Source organism: Paenibacillus sp. ACRRX (assembly GCF_022346885.1).
In the GTDB taxonomy this organism is placed as follows: domain Bacteria; phylum Bacillota; class Bacilli; order Paenibacillales; family Paenibacillaceae; genus Paenibacillus_B.
This window is the reverse complement of sequence record NZ_JAKRNK010000005.1, coordinates 23,351-47,032: the sequence shown is the minus strand read 5'-3', so window position 1 is coordinate 47,032 and position 23,682 is coordinate 23,351. Positions and strand designations below refer to the sequence as shown.

Annotated in this window: 22 protein-coding genes and 2 tRNA genes; 17 read left to right on the top strand and 7 right to left on the bottom strand. The window is 45.7% G+C overall.

Annotation, left to right across the window (positions count from 1 at the left end; all coding sequences use genetic code 11):
* Window positions 1-88: 88 nt before the first annotated feature.
* Both MH117_RS15855 and MH117_RS15850 read right to left on the bottom strand, forming a co-directional pair.
* A complete protein-coding gene (locus MH117_RS15855; protein WP_239329941.1) occupies window positions 89-979 on the bottom strand; it encodes a carbohydrate ABC transporter permease in 891 nt (296 codons plus the stop codon).
* A gap of 144 nt (window positions 980-1,123) precedes the next feature.
* Window positions 1,124-2,482, bottom strand: a complete 1,359-nt coding sequence (locus tag MH117_RS15850; RefSeq protein WP_239329939.1) for an extracellular solute-binding protein — start codon at window positions 2,480-2,482, stop codon at window positions 1,124-1,126.
* A gap of 373 nt (window positions 2,483-2,855) precedes the next feature.
* On the opposite strand from MH117_RS15850, the gene MH117_RS15845 reads away from it, so the two are divergent.
* The 11 genes from MH117_RS15845 to MH117_RS15795 all read left to right on the top strand — a co-directional run bounded on the left by MH117_RS15845 (window position 2,856) and on the right by MH117_RS15795 (window position 14,984).
* Window positions 2,856-4,058 carry a peptidase gene (locus tag MH117_RS15845; protein ID WP_239329937.1) on the top strand — a complete coding sequence of 401 codons (1,203 nt, stop codon included), beginning with the start codon at window positions 2,856-2,858 and terminating at the stop codon, window positions 4,056-4,058.
* A 191-nt stretch (window positions 4,059-4,249) separates the two neighbouring features.
* Window positions 4,250-5,947 (top strand): DUF2339 domain-containing protein, encoded by a 1,698-nt coding sequence (locus MH117_RS15840; protein ID WP_239329935.1) that lies wholly within the window; start codon window positions 4,250-4,252, stop codon window positions 5,945-5,947.
* A gap of 209 nt (window positions 5,948-6,156) precedes the next feature.
* Window positions 6,157-6,312, top strand: coding sequence for a hypothetical protein (locus tag MH117_RS15835; protein WP_239329933.1), 156 nt, complete (start codon window positions 6,157-6,159; stop codon window positions 6,310-6,312).
* Between the two features lie 180 nt (window positions 6,313-6,492).
* On the top strand, window positions 6,493-7,098 hold the full coding sequence (locus MH117_RS15830) for a YkoP family protein (protein ID WP_481857273.1): 606 nt from the start codon (window positions 6,493-6,495) through the stop codon (window positions 7,096-7,098).
* Window positions 7,092-7,943, top strand: a complete 852-nt coding sequence (locus MH117_RS15825; RefSeq protein ID WP_239329929.1) for a polysaccharide deacetylase family protein — start codon at window positions 7,092-7,094, stop codon at window positions 7,941-7,943. Before MH117_RS15830 ends, MH117_RS15825 begins: the two co-directional genes overlap by 7 nt.
* Before the next feature lie 242 nt (window positions 7,944-8,185).
* A complete protein-coding gene (locus tag MH117_RS15820; protein WP_239329926.1) occupies window positions 8,186-9,553 on the top strand; it encodes a DUF4367 domain-containing protein in 1,368 nt (455 codons plus the stop codon).
* A 137-nt stretch (window positions 9,554-9,690) separates the two neighbouring features.
* Window positions 9,691-10,920 carry an alanine racemase gene (gene alr / locus MH117_RS15815; RefSeq protein WP_239330677.1) on the top strand — a complete coding sequence of 410 codons (1,230 nt, stop codon included), beginning with the start codon at window positions 9,691-9,693 and terminating at the stop codon, window positions 10,918-10,920.
* Between the two features lie 223 nt (window positions 10,921-11,143).
* On the top strand, window positions 11,144-11,425 hold the full coding sequence (locus MH117_RS15810; protein WP_028545885.1) for a CopG family ribbon-helix-helix protein: 282 nt from the start codon (window positions 11,144-11,146) through the stop codon (window positions 11,423-11,425).
* A gap of 3 nt (window positions 11,426-11,428) precedes the next feature.
* Complete coding sequence (locus MH117_RS15805) at window positions 11,429-11,779, top strand: type II toxin-antitoxin system PemK/MazF family toxin (protein WP_028545886.1); 351 nt, start codon at window positions 11,429-11,431, stop codon at window positions 11,777-11,779.
* 475 nt (window positions 11,780-12,254) lie between these two features.
* Window positions 12,255-14,486 carry a Tex family protein gene (locus MH117_RS15800; protein WP_239329924.1) on the top strand — a complete coding sequence of 744 codons (2,232 nt, stop codon included), beginning with the start codon at window positions 12,255-12,257 and terminating at the stop codon, window positions 14,484-14,486.
* 177 nt (window positions 14,487-14,663) lie between these two features.
* The gene (locus MH117_RS15795) at window positions 14,664-14,984 is read left to right on the top strand and encodes a hypothetical protein (RefSeq protein WP_239329922.1); all 321 of its coding nucleotides are present in this window, start codon (window positions 14,664-14,666) and stop codon (window positions 14,982-14,984) included.
* Window positions 14,985-14,999: 15 nt separating this feature from the next.
* On the opposite strand, the gene MH117_RS15790 is transcribed toward MH117_RS15795, so the two are convergent.
* The 3 genes from MH117_RS15790 to MH117_RS15780 all read right to left on the bottom strand — a co-directional run bounded on the left by MH117_RS15790 (window position 15,000) and on the right by MH117_RS15780 (window position 17,800).
* Window positions 15,000-15,488: an HPP family protein gene (locus tag MH117_RS15790; protein ID WP_239330675.1), complete on the bottom strand. Its 489-nt coding sequence runs from the start codon at window positions 15,486-15,488 to the stop codon at window positions 15,000-15,002.
* 296 nt (window positions 15,489-15,784) lie between these two features.
* Window positions 15,785-16,960, bottom strand: coding sequence for an MFS transporter (locus MH117_RS15785; RefSeq protein WP_239329920.1), 1,176 nt, complete (start codon window positions 16,958-16,960; stop codon window positions 15,785-15,787).
* 21 nt (window positions 16,961-16,981) lie between these two features.
* On the bottom strand, window positions 16,982-17,800 hold the full coding sequence (locus tag MH117_RS15780; protein WP_239329918.1) for a MerR family transcriptional regulator: 819 nt from the start codon (window positions 17,798-17,800) through the stop codon (window positions 16,982-16,984).
* Between the two features lie 272 nt (window positions 17,801-18,072).
* Here MH117_RS15780 and MH117_RS15775 point away from each other — a divergent pair, with 272 nt between their 5' ends.
* Entirely contained in the window at window positions 18,073-19,050 is a 978-nt protein-coding gene (locus MH117_RS15775; protein WP_239329916.1) for a GntR family transcriptional regulator, read from the top strand.
* Window positions 19,051-19,281: 231 nt separating this feature from the next.
* Here the strand turns inward: MH117_RS15775 and cmpA are convergent, their stop codons facing one another.
* Both cmpA and MH117_RS15765 read right to left on the bottom strand, forming a co-directional pair.
* Window positions 19,282-19,401 carry a cortex morphogenetic protein CmpA gene (cmpA, locus tag MH117_RS15770; protein WP_157277755.1) on the bottom strand — a complete coding sequence of 40 codons (120 nt, stop codon included), beginning with the start codon at window positions 19,399-19,401 and terminating at the stop codon, window positions 19,282-19,284.
* A 154-nt stretch (window positions 19,402-19,555) separates the two neighbouring features.
* Window positions 19,556-19,912, bottom strand: a complete 357-nt coding sequence (locus MH117_RS15765; RefSeq protein WP_239329914.1) for a hydrolase/acyltransferase — start codon at window positions 19,910-19,912, stop codon at window positions 19,556-19,558.
* Window positions 19,913-20,064: 152 nt separating this feature from the next.
* Here MH117_RS15765 and MH117_RS15760 point away from each other — a divergent pair, with 152 nt between their 5' ends.
* The 5 genes from MH117_RS15760 (at window position 20,065) to mgtE (ending at window position 23,492) form a co-directional block, all read left to right on the top strand.
* The gene (locus tag MH117_RS15760; RefSeq protein ID WP_239329912.1) at window positions 20,065-20,544 is read left to right on the top strand and encodes a SprT family protein; all 480 of its coding nucleotides are present in this window, start codon (window positions 20,065-20,067) and stop codon (window positions 20,542-20,544) included.
* Between the two features lie 34 nt (window positions 20,545-20,578).
* Window positions 20,579-21,406, top strand: coding sequence for a uroporphyrinogen-III synthase (locus MH117_RS15755; RefSeq protein ID WP_239329909.1), 828 nt, complete (start codon window positions 20,579-20,581; stop codon window positions 21,404-21,406).
* 149 nt (window positions 21,407-21,555) lie between these two features.
* Window positions 21,556-21,631: transfer RNA gene (locus MH117_RS15750), tRNA-Asn, on the top strand.
* 3 nt (window positions 21,632-21,634) lie between these two features.
* Window positions 21,635-21,723, top strand: a tRNA-Ser gene (locus tag MH117_RS15745).
* Between the two features lie 365 nt (window positions 21,724-22,088).
* A complete protein-coding gene (gene mgtE, locus MH117_RS15740; protein WP_239329907.1) occupies window positions 22,089-23,492 on the top strand; it encodes a magnesium transporter in 1,404 nt (467 codons plus the stop codon).
* Window positions 23,493-23,682 lie beyond the last annotated feature (190 nt).

The following is a 23,682-nucleotide window of genomic DNA, read 5'->3' as shown; positions in this document are numbered from 1 at the left end:
CCAGGACCAGCGTGACTTGTTCTTGATCGTAAGCGGTTTGACCGCTTCCATTCGCAATTGATTGTTCATACATCTCTCTCCTGACGAGTTAAGAATGTCGTTTTTCCAATGTGCGGAACAACGCATTAATGAGCATAGTTGAGATGAGGCACAACAGCACGAGGAATACGGCGATCGCGCTGCCATATCCATATTTCATCGATAAGAAAGACATGTTGTACATATGCGTAGAGATGACATCTGTCGCGTGTGCAGGTCCTCCCCCGGTCATGACCATAATCATGTCAAATGCCTGCAGGGAGCCAATAAAGGCCAATATGATGGAGATTTTAAATACTGGAATCATTAATGGAAACGTAATATGGCGATCAGCTGTCAATCCTTCGGCACCATCAATTTGTGCCGCTTCATAGATTTCGCTCGGGATGCTGGTGACACCCGTAAATTGGATCAGCACATGGTAGCCTAGATACTGCCACAGTGCAACAAAGTACAGTGCAATCATCGCAACCTCAGGATCGGTGAGCCAGGACTTGGTCCACGTCTCCAGACCAAACGTGATTAGAATCTGATTCAGCATCCCGCCCATTGAAGCGGGATCATATATCGTTTTCCACAGTTGACCGATAATAACGACAGATAAAATAACAGGCAGGAAGTAGCTGGAGACGAGAAAGTTAGGGCGCTTTAAGTAACGGCATAACAAGATGGCAATACATAATGCAACGGGGATCTCAGCCATAGAGAAGACGGCAAACAGCAATGTGCGCTTGACGGACGGCCAGAAGACCGTATCGCTAGTAAACAGCGCCTTAAAGTTATCGAGGCCCACAAATGCAGCCTCGTTAATGCCATTCCAGTCAAGTGTTCCGGTATAAACAGAGACAAGAATCGGGACAAACACAAGCGCTGTGTAGAGCAGGAGACAAGGGAGTACGAAGACAGCGATGGTCCTGGCCGGAACTTTTAACACATTCATAGTTGAAGCCTCCTTGAACATAAGTCTCTAGTAAAATTGAATAGGTGGTTAAGTGTTAAAAAGGCTGATTGAAAAACAGGAACAGCGATAAAAAATGTGAAAGGGAACGGTATGCTCCCTCTCACATTGTGTGGTCCTTCGTCCTTATTGGCTGTTCGCTGCAAAAGCTGCTTGATGCTCGGCAGCGACTTCCTTTGCATCCTTCTTCTGTACAAATAAGTTCTGGATACTCGTCAAGTGGACCTGGGCTGTGCCTGGATTAATCATATTATCAAAGGCGAGGTCACCGCCTTTCACATTTTCGGCCAGCTTAAGCAAATCCATTGCCAGATCCGAATAACCAGCTGCTTTAAAGTCGCCATCAACTTTTTGGGCAAGGCCAACTGCATTTTTCAGATCAAAATTAACTTTGGGATAGTTCACCATGAAATAATTCAAAAATGCTTTTGATTCTTTTAAATGTTTGCTATTTGCAGAAATGGCAAAGGCGCTTCCAGGGGCGAGCATGTATTCATCGACGTTCCCTTTCCCACCAACAGTAGGGAACTTAAAGGCGCCAATCTTGCCCGCAACAGACGAATCATCGATCCCACCTGTTGCCCATGTACCCATAAAGTACATGGCGGCCTTCCCGGATTTAAACAAGTTCTCGCCTGCATTGTAATCAAAAGAAGTCGCGCCATCTTGAAAAGCGCCTGCCTGTACAAGATCCTGAAACTTATTAACAGCTTCTTCAAAGGCCGGATCGTTAAACGTACGTTTTTTATCCAGAACATCTTGTAGGAAGCCGGGGCCTCCATTCGTGCGCAGCAGGATGTTCATGAACAAAAAGGAGCCGGTCCACGAATCTTTTTCCCCGATAACCATCGGTTGAATGCCTGACGCTTTTAATTTTTTTACGACGTCAATCATAGCTTCAAACGTTGTAGGCACTTCAACACCGGCTTGAGCGAACATGTCCTTGTTGTAATACACGACTGCGGTATTGTTTCCGTCCGGCAGCGCATATACGTTTTGATCAAAGGTGTAATAGTCCAGAATACCAGTTAGAAACGTATCTTTAAGGCCGTTCTGATCCAGTATGTCATTAAGTGGAGCCAGCAGTCCGGCATCCACGAAGGGCTTCATTTGTTCGTTGGGGTTTACGATCGTAATGTCAGGAACTTCTTTGGATGCAGCTTGTGTTTTTAATTTCAGTTTCTGTTGATCCGTATTTAAAGAATCAAGTTCAATTTTGATGTTTGGGTTTGCTGCTTCGAAATCGCTTACAATTTTCATCATCATTTTGTAGGAGGGTGTGTTCGGATCAGGATAGATGTTCTGGAACGTAATCGTCACTTGTTCTTGTGTGCTCTGCTCGGGCTGATTAGTAGTTGCTCCACCCGAAGTTGTTCCTTTGCTGTCTGTCGGAGATGAATTCGTAGTACTACCGCCGCAAGCCGTCAAGCCTAACGTTAAGATTAAGGCAAGCGTGAGGAGCAGAAACTGAAGTGGCTTTGCCATTGTGTAGTTCCCCCTTAGTTCAAATATATCTTTATTATCCGTGCACAGACATACAGGAACAATGCGTGAAAATTAGGATGTTAGGTGGGATTTCTTAAGGGGTTATGCAGGCATGGCATATCCATCCTTAATGGCACGGTCAAAATGGTAGAAGTGAACATATTCAAGATCGGAATAGAATCTACATTTTTCTTGAGCTGGCATGTGATTATTCCATCTTGCGTGGTTGTTTGGGAAATACTTCATGATTTACTTGTGAAACATTTTTCAGAAACGTACCGTCTAGGGATTTGAACAACAGGATGCTCAGCAAGATCAACAACATTAAATTGCGAAAGCTCTAACCTTAGACACACCAATGGAGGAATGACAAATGAACAAAATGTACAAAGTGTTGACAACCGCATCTATACTGGCGATAGCAGCCATGCCGTTAGCAGCAAGTGCGCAGAACGGAGTACCTGTTAAGAGTGATTCCACAGTCCAACAACAGAAAGCAGTTCCAGGTACAATGGGATTCATCACCGATTTTGTGAATGATCATACAGGTAAATTTATTACAGTAACAGGTCGTGGCCTTGCTGCCACAGATCAAAGTGAAATGGTATTATCCCTCACCAAAAATACGAAGATTATCGATTCCAAAGGAAAAACAGTACCTCTAAAAACGATTATCGATGAGAAAAAGGTCGTAAAGGCATTTTATACAGCAAACGGTACGGACAGTGCACGTGGAACCGCTTTGACACTGGTCGTTCAAGATCATAGCTTTGCGGCTATCTTGGGCAAAGTAACAGAAGTGCGCGAGAATGGGATCGTCGTTAAAGGGGCAGATCTCTACAATATGAATATGGAAACGATCGTTCTACACTTTGCAGATAAAGCGCAGCTCTTGGATCAGGATGGTAAAGCGATCAAGGCTGGTGATATTCAACCGGGCATGACCGTTAAGGCCTTTTACGGTCCAGCGGTTGCAATGAGTTTGCCGCCTCAATCGACAACAAATTACGTCATGGTTGATACAACAGATGTTCAGGCAGATGCTCCGGGAACAGCCGGTATCATTACGAATGTTACGGATGGCAAGCTGACCGTAATCGGCAACCCTCTGGAAAAGGGCGGCGTGAACTATGTCATCCTAAGCATAGATGAGAATACTCGTATTGTGAGCGAAGACGGAAAGCCATTAACTAAAGAAGCATTGAAGGCTGACGTTCGTGTGGAAGCCCGTTATGGCGAGGTGCTTGCTGCCATCTATCCGGCGCAAACACATGCAGAGTCCATCGTGGTTAAAACGGCAGAAACGAAGAAAGTGGAAGGTACAATCATAGCTACAGATCGTGCAGGTGAAGGACAAGTATATGTAAATGTTGGTTCTGATCAATCGACGGATAACGATGTTATCTTGAACATCTCCAAAGAGACGACAGTCATCCCTGTACTTGGCGGAGACATTCAATTAAAAGCGGGCATGAAAATTGTAGCTTATCATTCTCCAATAATGACAAAATCGCTGCCGGGCATAACAAATGCTGAAATTGTTATTGTAACGGCAGACGAGAATTCGTCTAAGTAATAGGGCCATCATATACTCTAATGATGAAAAAAGATGGATAGATGTAATGTGTGCTGAGCAGTTTGTTCCTAATATGTAGGAGCAGACTGCTCTTTCATTTTAAAAATTTTGTTATAATACACCCATACAGCACAGCAGCATATCGCCGAAGGGCTGTACGTCAAGCAATTCCTTTATAAAGGGGGATTCATATGGATGTAGAAAAAAGAATCGAGCGTCTGGAATCCAAGGTCAGGCACCTGGAACAAGAATTGGAGCTGCTTCGTGGTGCTGTACCAGATATGCAGTCAAAACAGCCTGACCACGTTGAAAATGTTGGCTTACTTTTGACGATGTCAGATTCTAAAACAGCAGGACAAACCACATCGCTCCCACATAAGCCAATAGAGAAGCCGAAGCGGGACACAGATTGGGAACATCTGCTTGCCAGAGTATGGCTGCCCAGAATATTTATTGTGGTGTTGCTGCTAGGTGTGCTGTGGGGGTTCATGGCTGCAGTTTCCGCCGGGATTATTACAGAGCCGATTCGCTGCGCGTTAGGTATTGTAGCAGCTGTGGCGATGTATATCTTGGGTCTGGGACAAATGCGGAGTGGGCGTGTTGGACTTGGGCAGGTGCTGTTGGGTGGTGCGAACGTGATTCTGGTGTTGTCGCTATTTGCCGCACATATGCTGTACGGCCTTATCCCATCGACTGCTGCTTTCCTTTTGTATGTGTTATCCATTGGTATTGGGGTATGGACTGCCACACGTTATCGCTCTCAGACTTTGATCATTACGATGATGCTGTCAGGGTATCTGGTTCCTTTTCTTGTGGTTTCGGCTTCACCAAATCCATGGGGATTCGCAGGGTACGAGACTATATTATCCATAATTTTATTGCTTATATCAGTTGCCTTCCAATTTCGTATAGCTGCATCATTAGCGGTTGGCATGCTGCATGTACCCCTTTTTTTCGCTTATGTATCAGGCTACTTTGACGATAGCCGTTATGTGTTTATGCTGGCTGTCATGGTGCAGCACGCTGTATTTTTCCTAGTTTCTTTATGGCTGACTTATCGCCAGCGATTTGTGCAAAGCAGAACGCTATTTGCCGGGTTTGTGCTTATGGCCATGTGGCTCTTTGTGATCTATGCGCATAACTCGAGTATGGTGTACCCGGCTATACTTGCTGCGTGGTCCATCTTGTATACGTTTACGGCCATCTGGGTGCACAGCCCTAAGCGCTCCGCAGTTGCTTATATAGCGATTGCTACACTAGGCTGGCTGCTGTGGCTGCTGCATATCGTGCAGGCCGACTATGCGGCAGCTGCCGTAATAGCAGAAGGTGCGATTGCATTTGTAATGGGTGTTTACGTGCGCAGCAGGCTCCAGCAGATCATGGGCGCTATGATCTTGCTGTTTGGTGCAGTTGGATTGATGCAAGATCCGATTATGGCCGTGTTGTCGCCAGAGTCGTTGTCTTGGATCGTATTGCTGACGATTATACCTTTACTGTATCAATTCATAAGGAAGCGTCAGGAACCGCGTGGTCTACTGCCATTTGTACAAGGGTTGATGTGGGCGGAAGCGCTTTTGATTCTATATTTTATTACACAGCTAACAGAAACGGTAATGATGACTTATACCTATGATTTGCGCCACCTTGTTTTATCTGGCGTGTGGATCGTGTATGCAATTACAGTCATTATTATAGGTGTAACATTTAACAAACGCAGAGTAAGGCTAGCAGGTCTGCTATTTTTATTTTTAACGTTATTTAAAATTATATTTGTGGATATGCCTGGCGTATCCGTGGCGGTCAGGGCTGTATTATTTATCGGTCTTGGCGCTGCTGGGATCGTCGTGTCACGATTATTGTATCGACAGAAATCTGATCCAGCCTCTTAGTGAAATAAGCCGTTGCCTCTTCTGGTTGGAAGAGATGACGGCTTATTTTGGTTTGAACCCTGTTTATCAGAAGAAGCAGGCCTTAATTGTAAACGTAAGGGTTTTGTAAGAAATAAGAAACAAAAAAGAAAAGATTGTTCCTTAAAGTAGAACAGAGGAAGAAACAGTTAAACGAAAGAGAGATGGTACGAGTGGTTAAATCAAAACAGGTGCTGAGATGGACATTTATTATAAGTGTTGCTGCTATGTTGATTGACGGAGTAATTTATTCTATTTCGGGTGCCAAGGGAACGCTGGTGGCACTTGGAGTTGCCATTGTTCTCAGTGTAGTGAGCGGGTTGGGCTTGATTGCAAATAGAAAATAAGTACCTGTAAGGGTTTATGCGCATGCAATCGTCAAATAGACGTTCGATAAAAATCGTTAGACTACTTCTTGTCTGTATCCTCGTAATTACAGTGGGCTGGGCAGGAACGAGATCTGGAGCAAGTTTATGTTCTCAAACCGTTCATTTGAACGTTAGGAAGTTAGGCACATATAGAAAGCGGTGAATGTATTGAGTGTCATCAGGAGAGCTATCAGAAATGGATCACAATGGGGATGGATGTTGTGGGAATCCATGTTTGACCAAATCACTCGGATGAGGAGTGTATCGGTTACCAGATATGGCATATGTAAGCTTGTGGTGAAAAAATATCATGGGACTAACATTCAGTGCAGCAATGGTGAATGGATACGATCTGGAGATTGGGTCGGTGAAATTCATTTAGATAACAAACAAGTACTGGAAATGTCACGTTCTATTGGCTCTGACCGAGCAGCCATAAGAACAGCAAGAATGCTGCGTACAGCGATTCAACAGATCAGCGATGCGATGGAAAACAGACCGGAGCTTGCGAATGTATCGGCACTGACGGGAATTACATTGCTGCATCGCGGGATTATTCGCGGATTAGGGTTTGAACTTCACCCGCTGCCTTCCAAGCTGTTTACGTTTATTTCTACTTATTATCTTCGCTGTCTGCTGAGAATGCTTCATCCAGAAGGAAAGCAGCGTGTCTCGCAAAATACAGAAAAGCTTGTGCCGATGATGCTAATGATGACCAAGCAGTCTTTATTGGAGAAGCATGGTAAAGTGGGTGTTCCATGCTGACGTTTATATTACTGGTGTGCTTAACGTTACTGTGTATTTATATGCTGGTTCCATTTGTGATAACGAGAATATGCGGTATTGGCGCAGCTATTAAGGGCAAGCATCAGAGGAATGTCGCGTTGACATTTGACGACGGTCCCGACCCTTACTACACTCCTAGATTGCTTGATATGCTAAAGGAGCATGGAGTTAAAGCAACGTTTTTTGTATTGGGCAGTCGAGCGGAATTGTACCCGGAGCTAATTAAGCGTATGCACATGGAAGGACATCAGATTGGCATTCATAATTACTCGCACAAATCGAATTGGATCATGACTCCTTTTTGTGTGAGGCGCCAGCATATTGAACGTTCTGCTGCCATCGTGGAGCAGATCACTGGTGAGCGCCCTGCGTTCTATCGCCCGCCTTGGGGACTGCTTAACCTAGGTGATTTGTTCTTGCTTCGCAAGTCGTACCAGGTTGTACTCTGGTCCGTAATGGGGCGAGATTGGAAGCTGCAAGCGGATGTAACACGATGGAAACGTTACATAGCTGAGCAAGTACAGCCAGGCTCTATTATACTGCTGCACGATTGCGGGAGTACTTTGGGAGCAGATGAAGGGGCTCCGGGCCAAATGCTGACTGGGCTTCCCTATTTGTTGGAGGACATTCGCGCCAAAGGTCTGCGCTGTGTTCGTGCGGACGAGATGCTCGCCAAAAATAATTGTTCCTACAGTCAGCTTTCAACAAGTATCAACACTCGTACAAAGTTGCTAAGTGGTATTGAACGAGGTGCCAAAACCTCTTGGAAATACGAGGAGGCTGCCAATAGCGCATCTGCATACCCAGTGAAGACGATACGATAAGAGGGGGAATGAGCTAAGTGGTTGAAATTAAAATGGCTAAAGAAGTGGGGGATTTTATAAATTGTTGCATGTATTCCTTCTATCGTTTTAAAAAAGGGAACCCTTTGCTAAACTTGTCACGCTTGTCAGGCTAGTCTGCATAATTGGCCAAGTACCCACATAGACATGTTATCAGTGATGAAGCCAAGCCGGTAATTATGCCGCTGCAGGCGTCGAATTTACATGTCAGAGGGGATGATCTCATGCGTCGGATCACATGGGTATTGGCCATCGTGATGAGTGTTACGCTTCTATTGGCCGGATGCGGTCAGAAGGACGCGTCCGCCGTGGTCAAAGAATTGGACCAGAAGATGAGCAAGTTGCAAAGTTATGAAGGCATAGGTACAATGACGCTCCACTCCGGGCAACAGCCGCTTCAGTACAAAGTAGAGGTGAAGTATCAAGACCCTACTTATTATCGAATTGAGCTGACGAACCCGAAGAAGGATATTAAGCAAATTGTGCTTCGTAATGATGAAGGCGTATTTGTTCTTACACCGAGTTTGAAGAAGAGCTTCCGTTTCCAAAGCGATTGGCCGGATAACCAAGGACAGGTTTACTTGTATCAGACGTTGATCCATAGCATTTTGGCAGATAATACACGTCAATTTGCTACGGAAGGTGAAAGTTATGTGTTTGAGGTGGCGGCCAACTATCAGACCGATTCGCTGGTGAAGCAGAAGATATGGCTGAACAAAGGTGATTATAAGCCTAAACAGGTTCAGGTTACGGATGCTGAGGCGCGTGTTGTTGTTGAAATGCAATTTGATCAATTCAACTTCGACAAGAAATTTGACAAGGAAGCTTTTGATATGCAGGCTAACATGACAGCCAGCGCTAATATTGATCCGCTGCCGGTCATTACAGATGCAGCTAAAGAAGGTGCTCAGCAGCCGGTAGCAGCAGGCGAGGGCACGAAGGACGGCGATAAGCCGGTAGCAGCAGGCGAAGGCACGAAGGACGGCGAGAAGCCAGTAGCAGTAGGCGAGGGTACGAAGGACGGCGATAAGCCAGTAGCGGCAGGCGAAGGCACGAAGGACGGCGATAAGCCAGTAGCAGCAGGCGAAGGCACGAAGGACGGCGATAAGCCGGTAGCAGTAGGCGAGGGCACGAAGGACGGCGATAAGCCAGTAGCAGCAGGCGAAGGCACGAAGGACGGCGATAAGCCGGTAGCAGTTGAACCGAAGAAGGAAACCGGCTCCGGTCCGGAAGGAGAGCCGAACTTAGCCATGGGTCCTTTTGGTATTATCACACCTTCCTATGCACCTGACGGGGTTGCGATTAAAGAGAGTCTGGAAGTACCAAATAGTGACAACCATGCCGTGCTGATCCGTTATTCAGGCACGTATACGTATACCTTGATGGAATCTCGTCCCAAGGATGTAGAAGTAGGTGTCATATGGGGTCACGGTATTGATCTTGGCTTTACGCTAGGACAGTTGACTGGTGATGAGCAGAAGTCGCTCACCTGGATGTATGAGGGTGTGAAGTACCGTTTGACGTCCAGTGACCTTCCACAGAATGAGATGGTAAAAGTCGCGCAATCCTTGGTAGATCAGCCTGGAAAATAAAAAATGTAATGCATTCATCTCTTTAACTTCCATTTCTTATTTCTGTGTTGTTCGTTGACAGTCACTCTGTTGGGCATTAACATAAGTTTGTTAACGGATTGATACGGAGTGAGATGAGAGTGAAGAAGGTGACTGATATGGAAACGTACTATCGTCCGACGCGGGCAGAAATTAGCGTAGATGCACTGCGTCATAACATTAAAGCGTTTCGAGAGGCACATCCGCACGAGGTGAAGTTAAGCTTATGTGTGAAGGCCAACGCCTACGGTCACGGTGCAATTGAAGTTGCGCGAGTGGCCGAGCAGGCTGGCGCAGATTATTTGAATACAGCGTTTTTTGATGAAGCCATTCAACTGCGGCATTCTGGCGTTGTGATGCCGATCCTCATACTAGGCTACACGCCGCCGGAAGGGATTCCGACGGCGTTTTGCCATAACATAACATTAAATGTGTTCTCGCAGGAGGTTCTTGAAGAACTGGAAAATGTTAGTCCTGCATTAAGTGCGTCATTTGGTGGACGGCGATTGAAAGTCCATGTTAAGATTGACTCCGGCATGGGTAGACTCGGATTACGTACACCGGAAGATGCGGTGGCGTTTATGACACGTTTGTCGGCGATTGATGGCGTAGAAGTGGAGGGGGTATTTACCCACTTTGCTTGTGCCGACGAAACGGATAAATCATACACAACGATGCAGCATCAACGTTTTCAAGCGGTCTTAGAAGCGTTGGCGCAAGCAGGACTGCTGCCCCCTGTCATACATGCAAGCAATAGTGCAGGAGCCATTGATACACCGCAATATGCACATAACATGGTGCGTATCGGGGTTAGTTTATATGGCTTGTACCCTTCTGCCGAGGTCAACCATCAGATTATCGATCTTCAGCCAGTACTTGCATTAAAGACCCGGGTTATACATGTCAAGAAGGTTGAAGCAGGTGAAGCTATAAGCTATGGGGCGCGCTACCATGCGCAAGCAGGCGAATGGATTGCAACTATTCCTGTTGGCTATGCCGATGGTTATTCTCGCTTATTGACAGGCAAGGCGGAAGTGCTCATACGCGGCAAAAGAGTACCTGTCGTTGGCACCATTTGTATGGATCAATGTATGTTGTCGCTTTCAGCACTTGGTGAAGATGCGGCGAAGATACAGACCGGTGAAGAAGTGGTCCTGATCGGGGCGCAAGGAAGTCAGCATATTTTAATAGATGAAGTTGCTGATAAGTTGAATACGATTCATTATGAGGTAGCCTGTATGTTAGCACATCGTATTCCGCGTGTGTATGTGAGTGCAAATGCGCCAGATCTTGTTGTGAACCCTCTATGGCACTCATCATCGGATGCGTCAGACTGCTCATCATGTTAGCAGGTTCCTAAATTTACATGAAATTGATCATGCTGACGGGAAGGAATTTCGGCAGTTGGGCTCGAATAGAGAGTAGGGTTGCGAAATATTTCGTATTGCATGGAATTTGCTCCTAGATCAACATACTTGATCTGCATGAGGCATATATATGCTTTTGTATAAATTTTCTATGGATTGACATAATGGTTACTAGGTAGGAAAGGTTTTGGGGGTGCGAGGACAGGTGGCCAACATTCAGAACACCAAAAGGATTATGATCAGCTTGCCCGACCAATTGTTGCAGGAAGTGGACGGCATTGTTGCTATGGAGAATTCTAATCGTAGTGAATTTATTCGACAAGCGATGAAATTGTATTTGAATGAACGCAAGAAGCGTCATATTCGTGAATCAATGCAGCGAGGCTATATGGAAATGGCCAAGATTAATTTGACGATGGCATCCGAGGCGTTCTATGCGGAAGAAGATGCAGATGGCACGCTTGGCCGTTTAGTTAGCGGGGTGTAGACATTGATCGTAAAGCGCGGCGACGTTTTTTTTGCCGATTTGTCACCCGTCGTTGGTTCGGAGCAAGGAGGGGTACGTCCCGTCCTTGTCATTCAGAATGATATTGGCAACCGCTTCAGCCCGACTGTTATTGTAGCCGCAATTACTGCACAGATACAGAAGGCGAAGCTTCCGACCCATGTGGAGATTGATGCGGCTACTCATGGCTTTGATCGGGATTCGGTCATTTTGCTGGAACAGATCCGTACGATTGACAAGCAGCGTCTGACAGACAAGATTACGCATCTTGACGAAGAGACGATGCGTAAGGTGGACGATGCGCTGCAGATTAGCATCGGCTTAATTGATTTCTAGTAGGTACATTAGTTAGAGAAGGGATTGGCGCATCGAGCCGATCCCTTCTCTTTGTATCTATAGGTAGAAGTGCGCACGTGATCATCCATATAGGAGTATTGCTCTACTCTGCATTGTTGACGCTGCATATGGATCCGACACAAAATATAACTGATGTGGTTTGAGATCTGGTCAGAGACGGACAGACAATGAGTGCCAGCATACTACAGAAGACTAACCCTTAATAAAGTTTTCAGATGTGTTTCCTGTCGTGGTTTTCTTTATTCTTTAATATCCGTACCTGTTCACTGCCTAGATCAAAGCAGAGAGGTAGAAGAAATGTGTAGCTGCAGTATGGACATCGAGCCATTTGCAAGTGTTAAAGTTCTGGAAAAGCTGCAATACATAAAGAGTGGATTTTATAGTTAATTTTTGCGACAATAAGGGATAAGCTTGTAAAGGGTTACACGAACAGGTATGGAAAGGAAGTTTATACATGACCGTACGTGATGAAACGAAAGAATACAAGGCGTTGGATGCGTCGATTGAACAGATGAAAGCAAGCGAACCAGAACGTTTGCTTAAGCAGCTCATGGCTGAATTGTCTCTTGGGAAGGGACAAGTTCAACGTACCATCGAGCTGTTGGACGAAGGAAATACAATTCCATTTATTGCTCGTTACCGCAAAGAAATGACAGGTGAGCTTGACGAAAACCAGCTTCGTGCTATCGAAGAACGACTTGGGTATTTGCGTGGATTAGAGGAACGTAAGCGGGAAGTGCTGCGTCTGATCGACGAGCAGGATAAGCTTACGGATGAGCTGCAGCAATCTATCGTGAAGTCAATCAAGCTGCAAGAAGTAGAGGACTTGTATCGTCCTTATCGCCAGAAGCGGAAGACACGGGCAAGCGTTGCTAAGGAGCGCGGTCTGGAGCCGCTTGCGAGCTGGATACTGACTGAACCGAAGACTGGTAGTGTAGAGGCAGAGGCAGCAAACTATGTTGATGCTGACAAAGGTGTCGAAAGTCATGAACAAGCACTTCAGGGAGCGCTTGATATTATTGCAGAAATGATCGGAGACGACCCTGATATACGTAAATGGGTCCGCCAATATACGTTTGATCAAGGCATTTTGCGTACGGAAGCGAAGGATAAAGAGCAAGAGACCGTATACGAAATGTATTATGCCTATCAGGAGCCTGTGAAACGCTTGCCATCACACCGCATTCTGGCCATTAATCGCGGCGAACGAGAGGACATATTAAAAGTCGGCCTCGATGTGCCAACTGAGAAAATAGCGGCTTATATGGAACGCAAGACGATTCGTGGGGCATCTATCGTTCGTAATTTGCTAATCACGACGGCAGAGGATGCTTACAAGCGCCTAATTGCGCCGTCTATAGAACGCGATGTGCGCAATGAACTGACGGAGAAAGCAGAAGAACAGGCGATTCAAGTATTTGCGAGCAATTTGCGCAGCCTGCTTTTACAGCCTCCGGTTAAGGGGAAGACAGTGCTTGGTGTCGATCCGGCTTTTCGTACGGGCTGTAAGCTGGCAGTGGTTGATGATACGGGCAAGCTGCTGCAGGTGGCGGTCACTTATCCGACGGCGCCGCATCACAAGGTAAAGGAAGCGGAACGTACCTTTACAGAACTGGCTGATCGTTACGATGTGGAGTTAGTCGTTATTGGGAATGGCACCGCATCGCGTGAGACAGAGCAATTTGTGGCCGATTGGATCAGCAAACGTAAAGCGGAGAAAGGCGAGCTGCTGCAGTATGTCATTGTTAATGAGGCCGGAGCGAGTGTATACTCGGCTTCCAAGCTAGCACAAGAGGAATTCCCGGATCTGGATGTTGCAGAGCGAAGTGCGGCTTCGATCGCACGCCGGATGCAAGATCCGCTGGCTGAGCTTGTTAAGATTGATCCAAAAGCGATCGGCGTAGGACAATACCAACATGATGTGGCACCTAAGCGGCTTGAAGAAAGCTTGGGCGCGGTTGTGGAATCGGCCGTAAACCATGTTGGTGTGGATGTGAATACCGCGTCACCATCGCTGCTATCTTACGTTTCAGGAATAAATACAACTTTGGCCAAAAATATTGTCAAGTATCGAGAGGAAAACGGCAAGTTTACAGAACGCCGACTTTTGCAGAAAGTCCCTCGCTTAGGGCCAAAAGCGTACGAGCAGTGTATCGGTTTTATGCGGATTACGGATGGGATGAATACGCTCGACAGCACACCGATTCATCCGGAATCGTATAAGGTAGTTGCGCAACTCTTTAAGCAGCTTGGCGTAATGGACAGTGCAATCGGAACAAAAGAATTGACGGATAAGCTTGCTCAAGCAGATGCTGCGGTTCTTGCTGATCAGCTTGGCGTAGGCATTCCCACATTAAAGGACATTGTGGACAGCTTGCTCCGTCCAGGGCGTGATCCGCGCGAAGAACTTGCGCCGCCAATCTTCCGTACGGATGTGCTGCAGATCGAAGACTTAAAACCGGGCATGGAGTTGCAAGGAACGGTTCGTAATGTGATCGACTTTGGTGCGTTTGTAGACATTGGGATTAAAAATGACGGACTGGTTCATATTTCACAACTAAGTGGCCGCTTCGTTAAACATCCGTTGGATGTTGTATCTGTGGGAGATAACGTAACGGTATGGGTACTTAGTGTGGATCTTAAAAAGGGTAGAGTCGGATTAACGATGCGGGCACCGGAGCAATAAATGGAACTCAAAAATAAGCTGTACAAAGTACAATTTGTGTAAAGTTAAACCTACCTGTCTTGAAGACAGGTAGGCTTTTTGCTATTGAGATAGGCGCTCGCCCTGACACTGCCACCTAAATGTTCATATGCTACAGTTAGGCAGATATGGACTCCTATAAAGGGGAGGGATGGGACTATGGCGAAACGCTGCAGGAAGAGTAACAGAGGGATCTCCGTCAGTAATCCACTTCTGGCGCAATCCCAACTCTCCGATATGGCGGAGAACATCACCAATAATAAATATGAGCTGACATCCGACGATCTTGCCTTAATTGCAGGTTACCTAGGAGCCTTTGGCAGTATTATTGCACTTGCTTCCCTTATCAAGGCTAATCAAGAGAAAGCGGAGGAAGAGCAAAAGAAAGATGAACAGAAAGATGAACCGCTTAATACAGAACAGATCGACGAAGTTGTGCTAGCCAGCATCAAGAGGCTGAAGCAACGAAAGAAGCTGTAGCCTCTTGCTCAAAGGTTAATACCAGAACGTCGGGTAGCGTCTTCCGGGTTCCAGATTATTGATTAGCAGGGCGAGCAGGACGATAAGGAGTGAGCCGATCAGCACGGGACTGACTAGATATGACCAACTGCAGCCAGCTGTGATAACGACAATCGGATCGGCACCTGCCGGAGGATGAGTCGTCTTGGTGAGCATCATGGCACCGATTGCAACGCCAACACCAAGTGCAAGCGTCATCGGACTTGACCCAAATAAATGATACACACATAAGCCGATACAAGTGGAGATCAAATGCCCGCCGATAATGTTGCGGGGCTGCGATAAAGGCGCATCCCAAAGTCCAAAGGCCAGGACAGCACTGGCACCGAAGGGAGCCATTATCCACAGTGTTGAGGTCCAACTGCTTAGAGAAGCGAGTAACAAGATCGAGATGAGCCCGCCGGCAAACCCAATAGCCGACGAGCGCAGGGATACTTTAAGTGGTGACCGTGCAGCAGTAGACATCTTAGTCCAATAGCTGCCTGCTTCCGTTGAAGCTGGAAGAGGCGCAGGAATCGGAGGTGCAGCGGGTTGAGATTGAATTTGGGACTGAGACATGAACAATCACTCCTTTGAAAAATATAAAATAATAAATACATAGGTTACTAGTTATTTATTAAAATATAAATGTGATTTTTATTCATGTCAAATGCTTTCTTATTTTTTTAAGCTCACGCTAAGGGATGAGGAATACATGATTGCCCCGCTTGAAAAAGACGGATTATTATTTTAGTTTCACCCTAGTACAGTCCATTTCATATTTATTTAGTAGCAATAGGGGTTCCAGACTTGATACTGATTTTTTTAAATAGCAAGATGGCAAGAAGTAAAGCTATGCTTACAGCAGCAAAACCCAGCCAATTCAAATACAGGACAGATGTACGACTGATGACAAGCCCGCCTAATCCTGATCCCAGTGCAAAACCAAATTGGATGAACGAAGTATTTACGCTAAGGGCAATGTCCGGATTTCGAGGCGCTAGCGTAACCAGATATAATTGCTGGGCAGGAGAAATACTCCACGTTGCTAACATAAAAATCATGAACACCAAGATTAATAAAAAGAAATTGACACCTGCTAGAGTGAATAAAAGAAGAGAAGTCCCTTGTAACAGGAGCCCGAGACAAATTGTAAATTTCGATCCCTTTGCATCTGCCAATTGTCCGCCCACTTTTGATCCGACAAAGCTGCAAATTCCCGCCAGGAATAGAACACCGCTAATTTCGGTTATGGAAAGAGAGGATGTGGCTTGCAAGAAAGGCGTTATATAAGTGAACAGTGTAGAATAGCCGCCGATATAAAATAAAGTAATAACCAAGGCAGTCAGAATTTTTGAATTCCTTAAAATGGAGAACTGCATTCTGAGGGTAACCTTTTCTTCTTCTTTGATTGCCGGAACCTTTTTATAGATAATAAGTAATGGAAGAACACTTAATAAACCGATTAAAATAAATAGAAATCTCCATCCAAACATCTCACTAAAAAATGTGCCGATGGGAACACCGAGCACTAGCGAACTGCTAAGCCCCATCAAAATGATACCGATGGCATTGCCCCTTTTTTCTTTTTCAACGAGTCGTGTCGCTACTGCCATGGCTACTACGGTTGTGATTCCTCCACTAGCCCCTTGAATAATTCGTACCCATAGTACTGTTTCGTAAGCAAGATCTACAAACATAAGTCCGTTGCTGGCAATAAACACAGTAAGGGTGACCATCAGTAGCTTCTTGCGATCTGCATTTATCGTTAATGCAATCAAAATCGGAGCGATTATGGCCGCTGCAAGAGCAAACACAGTTACCAGTAACCCGGCTTCGGAAGTAGATACTCCCAAGTCCAAAGCGATCATTTCAATGATTCCTGTAATAATGTATTCAATGGTTCCGATCAGAAAAACAGCCAGTGCCAGGACATAGATGATCCCTTTATTTTTCACTTCACTCCACTCCTTCTCTAGTTATCTATTAATAATTGGAATTTGTATTTCTATGAATTGTGCATCTTGTTCTGGAGATAATGGTAAATATATTTCCCTTCCAGATTCGTTTTCCTTGATCTGATAGTTATTTTTCTCAATCCATTTAGCTAAATGAACACAGGCTGTACAAGCAAAGCTAGAATTTGAACGAAAAGCCATAGTGGCCATCATCGGCTCAGGTGGAAGAGTCCGCAGCTGAAATAGGTCTGGAATTAATAGCAGCTCACAGGTTAAAAAATAACCGACTTCAAACTCAAACTCTTCCTCATTTCCGTCTATTTCTTTCCACAAAACAACCTGAGGCCCTTGAGTCAATTCGCGAATTTCCTTTGTTAATAACTGATTAAATGTACGAAATAGGTCTGGAATGTCCTCTTCTCTCCCGCGTGCTTTCTGAAAAAGAAACTGTTTGTCATCTTCTGTTTTGACTCTGATTTCTTGCCCTGTTTCAACTTGCCCCTCTTTTTCTATAAGCTGCATACGCTCCTCAATCCTGAGGAGTTTGGCTTGTTCCGCATCGATGATTTGCTGGATTTCGCTTCTTTTCAGCTTAAACATCCCTTGAATATTCTCCAATGTAATATCCTCATGGAGCAACTGTGTAATTTGTGGCAATGTGAAACCCAATTCTTTATAGATTAAGATTCGGTTGAGCTCAAGAAGCTGATCTGCGGAATAGTAACGGTAGCCCGTATCGTGATCCACCTTTCTCGGTTTTAGGATGCCAATCTGGTCATAATAACGCAGTGTTTTTAAAGAGACCTTGCTTAGCCTGGAAAACTCACTGATTTTAAACAAAATATTGCCTCCAATCTATAACATAATGGTAGTATACAGTTTCCCGTGCAGGGGAAAGTCAAGGGTGTTATGAAACTACAAGTCTATCATCAATATAGTATAGTTAAACTTAGTGTAACGCTTCCATGTCCTTGTAGGAGTACGGAAAGGAGCGGGGAATGGTTGCTTGCGTGATATGTGCATTTCCGATATGCTAAAATCATAAAATCCTACTTAACTATGTATTTGTGAGTTGATGATGAACAGATTAATAATAGCGGGGGGAGTTGTCTTTGGACGAGCATCAATTATTAATACAGGTGGACCCAACGTTAACCTATAGTATTAACACGCAAGTGAAAGAACAGCTGAAGTGGCTGATCGGGATTGGGCAAATTCAGCCTGGCGAGCTCTTGCCGCCTGCGGTTCAATTGGCTGAACAGCTTGGACTTAATCGGAACACGATTAATGCGGTGTATATACAGCTTAAGGATGAAGGCATTGTTTCGATCCAGAAAGGTAAGGGCACTGAAGTACAGCATAATGAGCAGGTAAGAAAGCTTAAGCAAAACCGAGTCGTTATGTATGAGCTGTTGAACAGCATGTCTAATGAAGCGTGCGAACGCCAGTTGGATATACGGGAGTTAGCCGTAGCGGGACTTGCTTATACGCAACTGTTTCAGCTTCCTGTTCGCCAAGTGCCTGAAGTGTTATTTATCGAATGTAAAGAGCATGATTATGACTTTTATGAACAAGAAATTGTCCGTATTACAGGAGCCCGTACATCAACGCTCTATTTGGAGGATATAAAGTACTCCCCCTCATTGCTAGAAGAAAGCTTAAGCCGCGCGCAATATGTTGTGACCACTTTAAACCATGAGCAGGAAGTACAAGCACTCATTGGAGACAAGCACGAATTAATCGTGCTGGGTGCGGCAGTCGAATTTAACGCGCTGCTTGATCTATCCAAGCTTCAGGCAGGTACGAAAGTCGGCTTTGTATGTCTTGGCTTAAAAGGTGGGCAGTGGATGGCTGCAAAAGCAGAAGAGGCAGGCATTGATCATATTGTTACGATCCCATTAGGGATTGATCATCCTGATTCGCTGAGGCAGTTTATAGCTCAATCCAGTTCCGAAAACTGCAGGCTATATGCTTCGCAAGCTGTATACAGTCAGGTTCAAGCGGCAGCTCCGGACCTAACGGTTAATTATCCGATGAGGCTGGAAGCAAGCAGTGAAAGCTTATTGCAAAGCATCCGGAAGGGTGACTAAGATACTTAATTCTAGCCTGGACATGAATTAATTCGTGTTTTGAAGAGGGGATGAGTATCATTAAAGATTGTGACTATTTGAAAAATCCCGCCATCGTATGTGATGCGCGGGACTTATGGGCGCTAGCCCGCAGATTAAGGTTGCTGATGTGAGTCGCTGCTACCATCTGGAGGCTCGGGCGGTTGGGGGGAAGAGGCATGATTTGCTCGCTGCAGACGTCGCTGCTTCCATTTAATAGCGAGCTTGTGGATTCGTACGGTAAAAAAACCAGCACTCATTCAGCAGCTTGATTTGTCGGCGGTCCTTCTTCTGGAAGGCGCGCATCAATTGGTTGCTCAACCATTGCGGCATTAGTATACCTCCTTTGGGGAGATGCGGATTCTCGTTGTACCGCTATCTTATGGGCAGGGGTTGAATTAAGTGCAGGTCCGCAGGAAAGAAATAAAGACCGGAGACCAACTGCATTAGATACAGAGGTCTTCCGGTCTATTCATATCATTCGTAATTATGACAACTCTTCTTCTTCCTCATACCATTGTTCCAACTGCGCAAGTAGTGCGCGAATCTCGGTTAGGAGCGAGATCAATGGATACTCCGTTTCCTGGATGGCAGCAAAGGCTTGTTCCAGACGTGTCATATATTCGATCCCGCTTGTCAGCGTGTCCTGCTCACGGAGCAGCTCAAGTTGATCACATTCCGCTACTGCAAAGGGAAGGCTGGGCACGTTGCTCGCGGTCAGCTTGCCAATCTCTTTATTTAAGCGGAGATTCAACGCGCTTAGTTGATAGGCGTAATCCGCTGGCATTGCGACGAACTCCAGTTGTGTGTCCTGTTGAAAGATGATATAACGCATCTTCGACATCGGGTAGTCCTCTCCTTCATGTCACTTCTATCGGTATAATTTGCAAAGTTCATATGGGATACTCTTGACAGTGTAAAGGAGTTCAAGTACAAATTCAAGTAGGATCATCTTTTAGCACAGGTTGGCAGTTAAATGGATGAAAGGCGGACACAATGACGAACAACTGGTCCAATGACGGGCTGCAGCGCTGGATCGAGCAAATATCTGCACGTGACTTCGGAAGACCGTTCCGCCATCACGCACGGTGGAATACACGCTTATCTTCGACAGGAGGCCGCTATCTTTTAAAGTCTCATGATATTGAAATTAATCCGAAGCAATGGGAGACTAATGGTGCAGAAGAAGTGGAACGTATCATCAAGCATGAATTGTGCCATTATCATCTGCATTTGGAGGGAAGAGGCTATCAGCATAGAGACGCTGATTTTAAACGTTTGCTTGCTGAAGTAGGCGGATCTAGGTACTGCAAGGCTTTGCCAGACATTCGGAAGAAGCGTACGGAACCTTATCGATACTTCCTGTTGTGTCAGGCATGCGGCCAGCGTTATATGCGCAAACGCAAGGTGGATGTAAAGAAGTACGTATGCGGCAAATGCCGGGGCAAGCTTACGCTTAAAGCTATAGCTGAATAACAAGCTCGCATCTATATTACAGGAGGGATTATCGATGGCGAAGTTGGAAGGCAAAGTAGTAGCGCTGACAGGTCCGCGCAAGGCAGAAGAAATGTCCACACTTGTGCGGAAGCAGGGCGGAACACCGCTTATTCGTGCCACACAAGGAACACTGCTTGCAGGGTTCGATCATCTCGACAATGAGGTAGACAAGCTCTTGGATCAGAATCAACCATTGGATTGGGCTGTCTGGACGACTGGTATGGGGCTTAACATGTTAATAGAAGCAGCTGCAGATGTAGGTAAGCGAGAGTTGTTGCTGCAGCGGTTTGCAGGTATGAAGCATGCAGCACGTGGTTACAAAACAATTAATGCGCTCCGCAAGTTAGGGATCACACCGGATGTGCGTGATGACGACGGCTCCACACTTGGGCTTGTGCGTGGTATGCAGAGTCAAGGCATTAACGCTTGGAGTGGGATGCATGTTTCGCTGCAGCTTCATGGCGATCCTGCTCCAACGCTGGTCAGCTTTCTGAAGGAAGCTGGTGCAAGTTGGACGGAATTGATGCCATATCGCCATACGCCTCCTGCGGAGCAAGAGTTGGAGCTATTGTTGCAGGAATTGCTTGACGGCAAGATTGATGCCGTTGCGATGACTAGTGCGCCGCAAGCGCGTTTTCTGTTTCAATATGCGCATAAACACGGACTTGCAGCTGAACTGCGCCGGATATTCGCCGAGCGCACCTTAGCGGCGGCAGTAGGCAAAATCACTGCTGCTGCGCTGCAGGATGAGGGTGTGTCACGTGTACTTGTGCCTGACGAGGAACGGATGGGAGTCTTGATTGTAAAGTTGTCACAATGGTACGATGCCAAGCTAGCTTGATGCTGTAGGGTGTGACAGGAGGGTCAAGATGACGTATAAAGACAGGCTCTCCTGCTGCACAGAATTTGTTGAATCGGATATTGCCGGTTCAAATGCAGAGAAGTAGTATTGACACCTATCGTTCTTTATGATAAATTTAAAATTGTTATTCCCTGATAGCTCAGTTGGTAGAGCACTCGACTGTTAATCGAGTTGTCACAGGTTCGAGTCCTGTTCGGGGAGCCACATGGAGAGATACCCAAGAGGCCGAAGGGGGCGCTTTGCTAAAGCGTTAGGGTGTAACAGCCGCGGGGGTTCGAATCCCCCTTTCTCCGCCAGTTAATTTAATGCTTATGAAGAGAATCCCGAGAGGGATTTTTTTGTTTTTGACTTTATTGATTTTACTTCTTTCTGTACTGCACGTGTCCCTTCCTTTTATCCTCGTTATTTCATGGTTTAGGATGTTCTCGCATCTTCACTGCCATTCTCGATACATTCATAATAAAACTTAAATGAAAAGCATGGTAACCAACATGGTATCCTAATGTACTTGTGTTGAACGATTGTAAGAGGGTTATATCCTTGGATAAATCCTTGAACAGATCTTTAAATACATGTAATTTTTGTTTACCATGCTCAGAATGGTGTTAATGGAAAGGATGGGACATGATATACAGATAGATGTCTCTAAGGGGATGGATAGATGAAACAGGGACCAAAGGTAGAAAAGCGGGCATCGTTGTATGTGGCAGGCAGAGATTTAGCAGAAACAGCGGAACAAATACTACATAGTGACCATGTGAGCAACCGTGCCAATATGCAGGAGCAGTTCAAGAAATGGCAGCCGTATGATCTGTCAGTTGCTTATCGTGAACTGGAGTTAAGGCATAGATCGCTCTTAATTGATATCATTGAGCTTGAACCCCTCGTTGACATGATGCGTGAACTCGAGCCGAGGCTGCAAATGGAGGTTTTGCAGCTCGTTGGCCGTGCACGTGCAGCTGAGGCGCTTAACCGGATGGATAATGACGACTTGGCGGATATGATGGCAGAGGTGCCATATGAAGCCAAGGAGTACATGCTGTCGCTGATGGAGCAATCCGAGAGCGATACCGTACGTGAATTGATGACATACGGACAGGAGACGGCTGGTGGTCTGATGACGAATCGTTACGTATGGTTCTATAACCGGTATACCGTTAGGGAAGCGGTCGAGAAAGTGAAGTCCTTTGCAGAGCTGACAAAGCATGTACATTATTTTTATGTGGTCAGCGAGGCTAAAGAACTTCTGGGGCGTTTAACTTACCGGGAACTGGTGCTTGCTCAAGAAGAGGATCGTATTGAAGATCTGATGCAGGAAGACGTCATCTCGGTAACAGCTGATACGGATCAGGAAGACGTAGCCCGTTTATTTGAACAGTATGACTACTTATCAATGCCTGTTGTAGATGACAGCAGTAAGCTGCTCGGCGTGGTCACCATTGATGATGTAATCGACGTTCTGCGCGAAGAAGCGCACGAGGATATTAATAAATTATCTGCGACAGACAAGACGATTGATTTTCGTACCAATCCGCTCACAGCTGCGCGTCGTCGTCTGCCTTGGCTGATTATGCTGCTCTTTCTTGGACTTGTGTCCGGCAGTATTATTAGCGGTTTTGAAGATACGCTCAGCAAAGCTGTCGCCCTTACTTTCTTTATGCCGATGATAGCCGGCATGACAGGGAATACAGGTACACAGTCCTTGGCTGTTGTCATACGCGGTCTGGCATCCGAGGAAAATTTGGACAGAGGGATCATCACCCGTCTTTTGTGGAGGGAATTGATGGTTGGGCTGCTGATTGGAACAGTATGCGGAATAAGCGTTGCGCTTGTCGCCGGATTTTGGCAGTCCAGTATAGCGTTAGGGTTTGTTGTGGGGAGCTCGTTGTTTTTGACGATTATTATTGGAACGATGGCGGGCACGATTATCCCGATCCTGTTGTTTAAATGTAATGCCGATCCGGCGGTAGCATCTGGTCCGTTGATAACAACCCTTAATGATATCTTCTCATTGACGGTATATTTCGGTACAGCGACTTTATTCCTTAGTTATATTATGGATTAGGGTTTCTGGCTGGAATGAATGGTATTTATGGGGTTATACTAACTAACGTGTTGTTGTCGCAGTTGAAGTAGTACGGTCTTTAGTATCTATTTTATATAAATAAAATAGAGAAAATGGGTACATGATGTAGTTATAAAGGTGGAAATAATAGGTTTAAAAAAAGGGCTTGTCAACATCGTTTTCGTTTGAT